Origin of the sequence: Stenotrophomonas indicatrix (assembly GCF_050573115.1) — a bacterium.
Lineage (GTDB): Bacteria > Pseudomonadota > Gammaproteobacteria > Xanthomonadales > Xanthomonadaceae > Stenotrophomonas > Stenotrophomonas lactitubi_A.
Genome location: NZ_JBNYZT010000008.1, coordinates 228,438 through 239,691, shown reverse-complemented (window position 1 = coordinate 239,691; position 11,254 = coordinate 228,438). Strand labels below are relative to the sequence as shown.

Annotated in this window: 7 protein-coding genes and 1 pseudogene; 3 read left to right on the top strand and 5 right to left on the bottom strand. The window is 65.4% G+C overall.

All coding sequences use genetic code 11. The features are described 5' to 3' along the window. Positions 1 to 12: 12 nt before the first annotated feature. The 3 genes and pseudogenes from ACQ5SA_RS18380 to ACQ5SA_RS18370 form a co-directional block, all read right to left on the bottom strand. Positions 13 to 209 (bottom strand): annotated as a pseudogene (locus tag ACQ5SA_RS18380) (IS3 family transposase); the annotation flags it as partial. A 111-nt stretch (positions 210 to 320) separates the two neighbouring features. Beyond that, positions 321 to 797, bottom strand: a complete 477-nt coding sequence (locus tag ACQ5SA_RS18375; protein WP_191077680.1) for a nuclear transport factor 2 family protein — start codon at positions 795 to 797, stop codon at positions 321 to 323. A gap of 63 nt (positions 798 to 860) precedes the next feature. Further along, entirely contained in the window at positions 861 to 1,430 is a 570-nt protein-coding gene (locus ACQ5SA_RS18370; RefSeq protein ID WP_180165154.1) for a TetR/AcrR family transcriptional regulator, read from the bottom strand. 183 nt (positions 1,431 to 1,613) lie between these two features. Between ACQ5SA_RS18370 and ACQ5SA_RS18365 the strand changes: the two genes are divergently transcribed. The 3 genes from ACQ5SA_RS18365 (at position 1,614) to ACQ5SA_RS18355 (ending at position 8,051) form a co-directional block, all read left to right on the top strand. Continuing rightward, positions 1,614 to 3,119, top strand: a complete 1,506-nt coding sequence (locus tag ACQ5SA_RS18365; RefSeq protein WP_499315463.1) for a YifB family Mg chelatase-like AAA ATPase — start codon at positions 1,614 to 1,616, stop codon at positions 3,117 to 3,119. A gap of 99 nt (positions 3,120 to 3,218) precedes the next feature. Beyond that, complete coding sequence (locus ACQ5SA_RS18360; protein WP_499315462.1) at positions 3,219 to 3,671, top strand: hypothetical protein; 453 nt, start codon at positions 3,219 to 3,221, stop codon at positions 3,669 to 3,671. Positions 3,672 to 3,707: 36 nt separating this feature from the next. Then, positions 3,708 to 8,051 (top strand): AAA domain-containing protein, encoded by a 4,344-nt coding sequence (locus ACQ5SA_RS18355; protein ID WP_499315460.1) that lies wholly within the window; start codon positions 3,708 to 3,710, stop codon positions 8,049 to 8,051. Between the two features lie 39 nt (positions 8,052 to 8,090). Here ACQ5SA_RS18355 and ACQ5SA_RS18350 read toward each other — a convergent pair whose 3' ends face one another. Together ACQ5SA_RS18350 and ACQ5SA_RS18345 are read right to left on the bottom strand one after the other, a co-directional pair. Beyond that, positions 8,091 to 8,399 carry a hypothetical protein gene (locus tag ACQ5SA_RS18350; protein WP_499315458.1) on the bottom strand — a complete coding sequence of 103 codons (309 nt, stop codon included), beginning with the start codon at positions 8,397 to 8,399 and terminating at the stop codon, positions 8,091 to 8,093. Positions 8,400 to 8,661: 262 nt separating this feature from the next. Beyond that, positions 8,662 to 10,977, bottom strand: coding sequence for a TonB-dependent receptor (locus tag ACQ5SA_RS18345; RefSeq protein WP_499315457.1), 2,316 nt, complete (start codon positions 10,975 to 10,977; stop codon positions 8,662 to 8,664). Positions 10,978 to 11,254 lie beyond the last annotated feature (277 nt).

Below are 11,254 nucleotides of genomic sequence, written 5' to 3'. Positions count from 1 at the left end.
GTGGGTGGGGTTCTACCCCGAAATCACGGACGGTTGTAGAAGGGCTGCAAACTTCCGATCTAGCTGGACGATCCTTCGCCGCATGGATGGGGGAGTCGCTCGATGTCGTCAAACACATCCGCTCGTGCCGCATCCAGTGGGGTGTAGTTCGTTCGATAGATCCGCTCGCGTTTGAGCAGGCCAAAGAAGCCTTCGCGCGCGGCTTTCTCCATTGGCGACCCACTACGTGATGGCTGCTGCGCAGCCGCTTGCGGCCAAGATCAGCACCCTCGCGAGCTGGGCGTGCGCTGGATCAAGCCGCTGCGACAGACCCAGCAAGCTTACATGCCCAGATCGGACAGCCCTGGATGATCATACGGGCGACGCCCCAGCGGCCAGTGGAACTTGCGCTCGCTTTCCTTGATGGGCATGTCGTTGATGCACGAGAAGCGACGCACCATCAAACCATCCGCCCCGAATTCCCAGTTCTCGTTTCCATACGAGCGGAACCAGTTGCCGGAATCGTCGCGCCATTCGTACGCATAGCGCACGGCGATACGGTTCCCGGTAAAGGCCCATAGTTCCTTGATCAGGCGGTACTCCAGCTCCTTCTTCCATTTGCGCGCAAGGAACTGCCGGGCTTCCTCCCGACCGTCGGTAAACTCGGCACGATTACGCCACGTGGTGTCGAGCGAGTAGGCAAGCGCGACCTTGTCGGCATCGCGGGTGTTCCAACCATCTTCGGCAAGGCGAACCTTCTGGATCGCCGATTCAAGGGTGAAGGGGGGAAGCGGGGGACGGGTTTCAGCAGCGGACACGGTGTGACCTCCAGTCAAAATGGATGAACGGGTTGCTTCAACGGATTCGGTGTCGCCCGGGCGCTAACGCGTGGCCTGTTTCAGCAGCAACTGCGCGACGTCTCTTGCATTGTCTGCGGCGTCGTAGTCGCCCATTACGCGCGATATGGTGATTGCGCCTTCCACCAGCACCAGCAGTTGCCGTGCCAGAGTGGCCGGCTGCTTGATGTCCAGCTGGCCTGTGAGCTCAAGCGTGTAGTCGAGCAGTTTCCGTTTATGGTGCTTGGCGATCACCCTGATCGGATCATCGGGATTTCCGACTTCGCCTGCGGTGTTGATGAACGCACAGCCGCGGTAGCCTTCCGACTGGAACCACCCCTTGAGCACGGTGAACATGCGCAGGATGCGTTCTTCGGGGCCATCGGCCTTGTTGCATTCCTGCATGAACCAGTCGAGCCAACGCACGTCGCGCGCACTCAATGCAGCGGCTGCGACCTCGTCCTTGTTTTCGAAATGACGGTAGATGCTCTTGCGGGCGACGCCGGAGGTCTTCACCAGCAGGTCCATGCCCGTGGCATGGATACCGTTCTGATAGATCAGCGCTTCGACCGTTGCCAGGATCTTCTGCTTGGTGTCGGTCATGGGCTTGTCCATGGCGCCAAGGTAGAACGCTCGTTCCACCTTGTCAACACGTAGTTTGTTGGGTCATACGGCAGCGCATTACGCGTGGGCGTGGCCTGCGGGCCAGAATCCACCTAGGCGCATCACCTGCAAGCCCCGATAGCACCCGCAGACCGCCGACCGCACCATCGAGCGTCTGTCCGCAGGAAACCACACATGAGCCTGGCGCTGGTCCACAGCCGTGCCCGCGCCGGGGTCGACGCCCCGCTGGTGCGCATCGAGGTACATCTCTCTGGCGGTCTGCCGGTTACCCAGATTGTCGGCCTGGCAGAGACCAGCGTGCGTGAGTCGCGCGAGCGCGTGCGTGCCGCCCTGCTCTGCGCGCGCTTCGATTTTCCGCAGCGGCGCATCACCTTGAACCTCGCCCCGGCCGACCTGCCCAAGGAAGGCGGACGCTACGATCTGGCGATTGCCTTGGGCATCCTCGCCGCCAGCGGTCAGGTCGATCCGCAGTCGCTGCTGCAGTACGAGTTCCTCGGTGAGCTGGGTCTGACCGGTGAACTACGACCGGTGTCCGGCGCGCTGCCCGCCGCCATTGCCGCCGCCGAAGCGGGGCGCATCCTGATCGTGCCACCCGGCAACGCCGCCGAAGCCGCCCTCGCCCAGCACGCCGATGTGCGGGTGGCGCGCACTCTGCTGGAATGCTGCGCCGGGCTGGGCAATCCACGCTTGCTGCCACAGGTGGAACGCGTGGACACCACACCATTGCCACTGCCCGATCTGGCCGATGTGCGCGGTCAGGCGCTCGCGCGCCGGGCGCTGGAAGTGGCGGCGGCCGGTGGCCATCATCTGCTGCTGATCGGCAGCCCCGGCTGCGGCAAGACGCTGCTGGCCTCGCGCCTGCCCAGCCTGCTACCGGATTCTGAAGAGATCGATGCGCTGCAGTTGGCGGCCATCACCTCGGTCAGCGGCGAAGGGCTGGACCCGAAGCGCTGGCGGCAGCGGCCGTTTCGGGCGCCGCACCACAGTGCGAGTGCGGCGGCCTTGGTGGGTGGCGGCAATCCGCCCTGCCCCGGCGAGATCTCGCTGGCGCATCACGGCGTGCTGTTCCTGGATGAGCTGCCCGAGTGGAACCGCAGTGCGCTGGAAACCCTGCGCGAGCCGCTGGAGTCGGGCCACATCCGCATTTCCCGCGCGGCGCGCAGCGTGGTCTATCCCGCGCGCTTCCAACTTGTGGCGGCGATGAACCCATGCCCCTGCGGCTGGGCCGGCGACCGCAGCAACCGCTGCCTGTGCAGCGACGAACGCATCACCCGCTACCGCGCACGAGTATCCGGCCCGTTGCTGGACCGCATCGACCTGCACATCAACGTGAGTCGCATGGATGCGGTGGAGCTGCGCGAAAGCACACCGCTGGGCGAGCCCAGCGCCAGCGTGCGCTCGCGGGTGGAAGCGGCGCACGCGCGGCAGCAGGCGCGTGGCGGCCTCAACGCACACCTGCCGCCTGCCGCCCTGCGTGCCTGCACGCGCTTGAGCGAAGCCGACCAGGACCTTCTGGAACACGCCATCGAGCGCCTGCAACTTTCGGCGCGGGCGATGCATCGCATCCTGCGCGTAGCACGCACCATTGCCGATCTTGCCGAAAGCGAGACCATCCAGACCGCGCACCTGGCCGAGGCCATCGGCTACCGGCAGCTGGATCGGGGCAAGCCAGGTACCTAGCACGCTGCTGCATGCACGAAGGAATCAGATTCATCTGATATCTGCGATGCCACCTGCGCCCTGACCATTTCCGCGAGCCCATACACAAGGAGATGCGGTTTGCTCAGGATGCTCATCATGGGCGGGCAGGAGGCCGCCCGTCAGCGGATATCACGGACGATAGGACGGCGCGGCCTGATACGCATGGAATCAATCTACAGCGTGGACAGCGGCCTGTCGGTGCTGGAGTGGCGCAACTACGATCTGGTGGGAACGTTCCTGGCGGCCGGTCTCGGCACGCGTCTGCAGGAATCATTCGTGCTGCGCGATGCGAAGGTGCAGCTGGTGCTGTTCGGCATGGGGTTGAGCGAAGAAGTGGCCAGCATTCGCCTGCGTCTGCGCGCGCAGGGTCTGCCGTCGCCGATTCTGGTCCGGACCGACTTTGACAGCTACGACGAGTCGCTGTTCTGGCGATCGCTGACGGCACACATGATCCTGCCGTCGGTACAGGAGGGCGCTGGCCCCCTCCCCGCCACGGGCGACGCGTGCGACCATGCAGGGCCCAGTCCCTAGCGGTGCCTGCCTCGCCAGGTGCCCGCCCAGCCATTCATGAGCACTCCCCAGCCGCCGCACCTGCCGACCTCCGATGCATCCACTCCGCTGACACCTGCGGCAACCGGCGGCGGGCCACTGGGTGAAACGAAGATGCGCGAAATCGCGGTGCGGATCTCGCAGTACTTCCGTGATTTCCTCGAGTCCGATTTCAAGCGCGCGCAGGCACCGCGGCGCCGCATCGTGCTTACGAGCGATTCCGGCTTCCGCGCAGGCATGCGCACCGCGCCGTATCCGGCGTTGGACAAGGAGCTGTGGAAGCTGCTCAGCCGGCCCTCCGGCGAGGAGCTTTCGCTCACCATCGGCCCGCGCAGCTATACCCGGCCGATCAGCGCGACGCTGCGCCGGATTGTCGAAGAGCAGGTGAACGCCATCACCGAGACCGCCATCGCCACGGTGCGCGTGGCCGTGCTGGACACGGCGCGCGCCAGCATGGCCGGTGCATTGGAAGACCCGGAAGCCTGGGTGGAATCGGTGCAGGGCAGCCTGGTGGATGCGATGTGCGCGCAGGTGGTGCGGCCGCTGATCGCGCATCTGGCCGGCCCGCTGCAGGGCCAGGCGTACTGGGTGATGGATTCGCTGCATGCGGCGGAATCGGACCTGGTCACCCGTTCCGTTGTCGATCTGTACCAGACGCTGCCGGAGGTGCTGGCGCGCCTGCTGGCCACCGGCGACGAGCTGCCGCTGCAGCTGGCCTGTGAGCACCAGCTGACCCGCGAGGGCACGATCAGTGCGTTGATGGCGTTCTTCGAGAACTTCGTGGCGGCCGATGCCTTCCATGAGTTCCGCGACCTGGAAACCTATGTCGCCACCGGCGATGGTCTGCAGCTGTATCTCTACGTGGGCACGCTCAAGTATGCGGGCGTGCAGTACCCGGTGTTCTATCTGCCGCTGGACGTGGTGCGGGCCAAGGATGGGTCCGGTTACACCCTGACCCTCAGCAACCGCCTGTTCGCCAACCGCCGCGCGATCGACTTCGTGCTGCAGGAGCTGGCCGTGGACATGGCGCGCGAGTGGGTGTCGCCGATCCAGGAGCGCATTCAGTACCTCGATCCGGCACAGAGCCTGTTCGAGATGGCCGCGTCGCTGTTCCGGCAGGTGGCCAACGCGGTGGATCTGGGCGGCGACGTCTCGCTGTCCTCGTCCGCCAGCGAGGCCTCCACCGCCACCGTTGCGCTGTCGCCTGCGCTGCACCTGGCTGCGTTCGAGCGCGCCGACGAGGCGCTGCTGAATGATTTCGAGGAGATCATCGACCAGGCCCGCAATGGCGGGTCGAAGCTGGTGGACCTGTTCCACGGCATGGTGGAAGGTGTGCTGATGCGCAACCCCGAGCCGATCGGGGAACGGGTGGAATCGGCCTGGGATGCGCTGCCGCTGGTCGAACGCATGGTGTTCGATTCGCCCATTCCGTTGAACGAGGAACAGCGCAAGATTCTGCTGGCCGTGCGCGAGCCGCAGGGGCGGATCGTGGTGGTCGAAGGGCCACCCGGTACCGGCAAGTCGCACACCATCACCGCCATTGCCGCCGACTGTGCCTTCAACAAGAAGAGCTGCCTGGTGCTGTCGGACAAGACCGAAGCGCTGGACGTGGTGTACGACAAGCTGTCCGATGCGATGAGCCGGGTTCGCCACGATCGTGATTTCCCCAACCCGATCCTGCGGCTAGGCCAGCAGGCAGCCAACTTCAAACGCCTGACTTCTACCGGCACCATCAGCCAGATTTCGGCCTTCGCCAAGGCCATGAAGGCCAACCAGCCCGCACTCGAAAGCGAGCGCCAGGACACGGCGCAGACCCTGCGCCAGGCCATCTCCAGCACCGTGCAGACACTGGGGCGTGTCTCGCTTGCGGCCGTGAAGACCATGCACGAGCAGGAGGCGGAACTGGGCGAACGCGCACCTGCGGTATTGCAGCAGGTGCATGCGGTGATGGATGCCAACGTGCTGGCCGAGCTGGAAGCGGTGACTGCACAGGCCGACGTGCTTGAGGCCTATCTTGCCGATCTGTTCGGCAGCACCGACTACACCCCGGCGTCGCTGGACGAGCGCATCCGCCGCGATGCGGTGACAACGGCCTTCCTCGCTGACCGACCGGTTGACGGCTGGGAGCTGTTCGAATCGCTGGATGCCGACCAGGTACGGCTGCTGGGCACGCTCCTGCTGCAGTACCAGCAGCTGAAGATGCCGGTGCTGGGCTATCTGCTGCGCGGCAATGCGGTACGCGGGCTGGAACTACAGCTCAACCAGCTGGGCACCACCCGCCCGCTGCTGCTCAAGCACGATGCAGCGGCGCTGCAGGCCATCGTGCAGGGCGCAAACGCGCTGCGCATGAAGCTGGAGGCCGAAGGCCTGGGCACGCAGCTACCGGCCAGCTATCGACAGATTGCCCACGGCGCCGCGCCGGGACCGGGTGCAGCGGTTGCACGGCAGGCGATGACCCTGCTGGCGCGGCTCAACCCGGCCATCGTCGAGACCCTTCTGGCCGAGCCGAAGGACGACCCCGCGCTGTGGGCGCTGACCCTGCGCTTCCTGCAGGGCTGGATGGCCACGCGCAAGGCCTTCGTCGATGCGCCGCAATACGACTATGTGGGCACCAAGACCAAGCTGGAGCGCCTGAACACCTCGGTGATGAATGCCCACGTGGATGGGCGCCTGATCAGCTTCATGGACCATCACCGCGCAGACGCGCGGGCGTTGGCTGGCGTGATTGCCAACCGGCAGAAGTTCCCGGTGGACAAGTTCGAGAGCGTGCGCGAGTCGTTCCCGGTGATGATCGCCAGCATCCGCGAGTTCGGCGAGTACATGCCGCTGGCACCGGACCTGTTCGACGTGCTGGTGATCGATGAAGGCTCGCAGGTGTCGGTGGCGCAGGCGCTGCCGGCGCTGCTGCGTGCGCGCAAGGTGGTGGTGCTGGGCGACTCCAAGCAGTTCTCCAACGTCAAGGCAGCCAACGCCAGCATCGCGCTGAACGACAAGTACCGCTCGGACCTGGTCAACTACTTCCGCGCCAACGTCAGCCAGCAGGCCGACGTGCTGGAACGGTTGGCCATGTTCGATGTGAAACGCTCGGTGCTGGAATTCTGTTCGCTCTCGGCCTCGTACTCGGTGATGCTGCGCAAGCACTTCCGCAGCTATGCGGAACTGATCGGGTTCTCGTCCTCCACCTTCTACAACCACCAGCTGCAGGCACTGAAGATCCGCAGCCGGCCGCTGCAGGAAGTGATCCGCTTCAGCCAGGTCGATGCCAGCGGGCACCGCACCAGCCGCAGCACCAACGACGCCGAAGCGGCCTTCATCGCCGAGCGCCTGGTCGAACTGCTCGATACCGACGCGCCGCCTACGGTAGGCATCATCACGCCGTTCCGCGAGCAGCAGACGCTGTTGTCCAAGGCGCTGTTCAATCATCCGCGCGGCCGCGAGTTCGAAGAGCGGCTTCGCCTGAAAGTGATGACGGTCGACTCCTGCCAGGGTGAGGAGCGCGGGCTGATCTTCTATTCGATGGTGGCGACCGCCGGCCAGGATGCGCTGAACTACATCTTCCCGGTCAGCCTGACCGGCGCGGTGGATGCGGTGGAGGACAAGCTGAAGGTGCAGCGTCTGAATGTCGGCTTCTCCCGTGCGCAGGAGGCGATCTGGTTCGTCCATTCGATGCCGGTGGATGCGTTCCGCGGCGCAATCGGCAATGCCCTGCGTTACTACGCGAGCCAGCTGGACCGCCCTGCGCCCGACGCCGCGCAGACCGACGCGCGCAGCCCGATGGAATCGAAGGTGCTGCAGTGGCTGCAGCAGACGCCGTTCGTGCTCGCGCATGGCGATGCGGTGGAGATCATTCCCCAGTTCCCGGTGGGCGACTATCTGCGCCAGCTTGACCCGACCTACCAACATCCGGCCTGGCGCGTGGACTTCCTGGTGACCGTGCAGACCGTGCGCGGCGCGCTGCAGATCGTGATCGAGTACGACGGCTTCGAGTTCCATTTCCGCCGCGACAAGCCGGTGCATGTGGGCAACCACGAGCGCTATCTGGTCGAGGCCGATGTCGAGCGCCAGCTCACGCTGGAGAGCTACGGCTATCGCTTCCTGCGCATCAACCGCTTCAACCTCGGCAGCGACCCGGTGCAGACGCTGTCCGACCGGCTCTATCGCCTGATTGAAGTGGCCGGCACCGAGATTCGCTCGGCAGCGGTCGATCAGGTGATCGAGCAGGTGCAGGGGCTGGAGTCGAAGGAAAAGAAGGTCTGCAGCCGCTGCGGGCAGATCCGTAGCCAGGAGGAGTTCTTCGACCCTGACCTGCGCGCGGGTGCCGGCGGCGTGGGACGGATCTGCATGCCCTGCAAGGTCAGCTGACGGAGATGTTGGCGCGCGTGATGGGTGATGCGGGACGGATCAGGGCGCCAGCCTGCGGAGAGAATCCTTGCCGCGCACTGCCACCGCCGCCAGCCGGCGGCTGACCAGCCCATACAGCTCCTCCAGCTCGGCGGCGCGGTCGGCGGTCATGTTCGCGCCGAACAGCACGCGTGACAGCGCGAGCTTGTGGGTGTCGTCGGGATAGCGCGCCCGCGCCCGGTACACGGTCTGCAGCACCAGCCAAGCCAGGCGGAAACCGCCCCCGGGCAGGGGCCGGACCACGCGGTCATAGACCTGCCAGAACTGGTACTCGGCCTCCAGGTCGACCGTCGGTGCTGCGAACGGCACCGGACGCGCACGTCCGTGGGTGCGCCTGCGGACTGGAGGGAAACGGGGGTTGTGCTGTGCCATGCCTACAGGATGACCCAGCAACATTGTGGGAACCTTGCGTTGGTGCCACGAAATCAGTGCAGATTGTGCAACCAGCGGGTGGGGTCGGAGCCCTTTGCATGGCAAAGGGATCCGACCCCGGTCGTGGCAGGCGCCGAGGAGCCGCCAAGTGCATCCACGCATGGCGTGGATCTACTGGGGTCAGAGCCCGTTCCGCAGTTCAGAACGACATCGAGGTGCTGAACATCACCTGCCGTGGGGCGCTGCGCTGCAGGGTCTGGTAGTCGCCCGAGAACGAGGAGCCGGCGATGGTGGCGGTGCCGATGTTGTTGCGGTTGAACAGGTTGCTCACGTCCAGCCGCAGCTCCAGCCCCGGCAGCAGGCTGTCCGCCCCCAGCTTGTAGGCCGTGTATGCGTTGACCTGCCAGAACGTCGGCACCCGGATGTCGTTTTCATAGGTGAAGGGCTGGCGCAGGTACGAGGTGCTGGTGGCACCGAAGCGCCAGCCGCCGAAGTGCGCGGACAGGTCGCTGACCAGCGACAGCTGCGGATAGCCCGGCTGTGCATTGCCCTTGATCGGGTACACGGTATCGCCCACCACGAAATCGCTGTCGTAGTACGAGCGCGCCAGTGCGATGCCTTGGTAGAACTGCAGATGATCGGTCAGGTCGGCGGTGATGCCGAGGTCGGCGCCGATCACGTGCATCTTCGGCATCAGCCGCACCGTATTGATCTGTGCGAACTGGGTGCCGATCGCCGCTGACAGCAGGCGGTTGCGGATGTCGTTGTAGAACACGTCCGCCGTCACCGTCAGCCGGTCGAAGCGATGGCTGGCGCCCACCGTCAGGTTCCAGTTCTTCTCCGGCCGCAGGGTGCCAGCCACGCGGTCGAACTCTTCCTGGTCAGTGATGGTCCATGCCGATGCGGTGTAGCCGATGTTGCCGCGCTGGGCCACGCGATAGCCGTTCATGGTGTTGGCCAGGTCGATGAAGGCGTCGGTCTTCTCGGTCGGGCTCCAGTACAGCGACACGTGCGGCAGGAAGCTGCTCTTCGCACGCAGCGTGCCGAACACCGGGCGCTCCGGTGCGTCGCCGATGCCACCGCCGGTGGTGCTGAAGTCCACCGCCTTGAAGCCCAGCCCCAGCACCAGCGTGTCGGTGACAGCGTAGTTGTCATGCAGGTAGAACTGCCGTGAACGGGTCACCCAGCTCGACGCGTTGTCGGTCTGGAACGCCGGGCCGTACACATCGAACGGCCCGGTGGCCTTCAATGGCTTGCCTTCGCCCAGCAGCGGCTGCTGGTACCACTCGGTCTTCGCGGCCGCCTTGCTCTTCTCCTGCCAGAGCCCGGTGGTGATGGTGTGCGCGCCGGTCTCGAACTGCAGGTTGAACATGCCGCCCAGACGGTTGAGGCGCGGTGTCTGCACCTGTTCGGAGAAGGGTGCGCCGTTGGGCGACCGCACGGTCGGGTCGGTCAGGGTCGCCTGGGTATGGCTGTTGGCGTTGTACAGCTGCACGTTGCCGCTGAGCGCGGGCGTGATCTGGAAACGGTGGTTGATCGATGCGACGCGGTCGCGGGTCACCTGACCGGTGTCGTAGGGAATCAACTCGGACAACTCACCGCAGGTGTAAGCGCCGCAGGATTTGTCGGCGTTCTCCGGCGAGGCCACGTAGTATGCCCACGCATAGTCCGGATAGAAGCTGTCGGCCTTCCAGCCCAACTTGCGGATCATGTCGAAGGAGATGTTGTTGTAGCCCCACACCGCGGCCTTGCTGTCGGACAGGAACACGGTGAAGTCACCCCATGCCACATCCTGCTGGGCCTTCAGGTCGCCGCGCAGGAACTTCTGCGTGCCCGCGCCCTGGTACTTGTCGGCCGACACGCGCTGCAGGTCAACCAGCAGCTTCGGGCCGTGCTCGCCCAGCTGGCCGCTCTGGCCTGACACCGTGGTGACCAGGGTGTTGTTGCTGCCTACGCCCTGTTTGATGCGCAGGCTGGGCGTGTCCTGCAGGTCGCGCAGGCGGTACTCCAGGCTGCCACCGTTGACGCTGCTGGAGAACACGCTGACCGGCGCACCGCCCGGGCTGACCGTGATCGAGCCGATGCCATCGGGCACGCCGACGTTGACCACGCTGGTGCCGGTGAGCGAGAGGAAGCCGTTGTCGTTCAGCGGCACGCCTTCGAAGGTGATGCCCATTTCATTCATGCGGAAACCGCGCACGAACAGGCTGGTAGCGGAGATGTCCAGACCGAGACCGTCGGTGGCGGTATAGCTGGCGCCCGGGACGTTCTTCAGCATCGACAGGCCGTTGTTGCCGGACACCATCGCATCCAGGTCGGTGGCATTGATGACGTAGCGGTTGGGGCCGACCACCTGGGTGGGCGCGACAGCGGCACCGCGCGGCGTGGCGATGACCTGCAGCGCGTTCAGGGTGGTGGGGGTGTCGTGGGCCGCGTCGGTCGACTCTGCGGCGTGCAGCGGTGCAACGAGAGCGGTGCCGATCGCCAAGGCAATAAGCGTAGGTGGAGTGTTCATGGGCAGATCCAGGGTGCAGGGGGAAGGTGGCGCAGGCGCACGCCCAGCGCGATGCAGCGCCGGTGTGCGGCGCGCTGGCTGGCGGCGATTGCGTTGAAGGAATGACGGCGCGGTGCGCGCCGGTCAGCAGCGGATGGAAGCGGTGATCTTCCGGTGATGCGGCGGGGTGATTTCGACGTGCGGAATTCTTGCATCTGCCCGCCCATACCGCCATTGCGCCTTGGGAAAGCATCACTACCCTGACGGATTGCCCAGCTATCCCTGGGTATAGGAGCCG

What these genes read in the sequence shown, in the direction of transcription:
- ACQ5SA_RS18370 (WP_180165154.1), bottom strand. Translation starts at nt 1,430, where the DNA reads ATGGACAAGCCCATGACCGACACCAAGCAGAAGATCCTGGCAACGGTC.
- ACQ5SA_RS18365 (WP_499315463.1), top strand. Translation starts at nt 1,614, where the DNA reads ATGAGCCTGGCGCTGGTCCACAGCCGTGCCCGCGCCGGGGTCGACGCC.
- ACQ5SA_RS18355 (WP_499315460.1), top strand. Translation starts at nt 3,708, where the DNA reads ATGAGCACTCCCCAGCCGCCGCACCTGCCGACCTCCGATGCATCCACT.
- ACQ5SA_RS18345 (WP_499315457.1), bottom strand. Translation starts at nt 10,977, where the DNA reads ATGAACACTCCACCTACGCTTATTGCCTTGGCGATCGGCACCGCTCTC.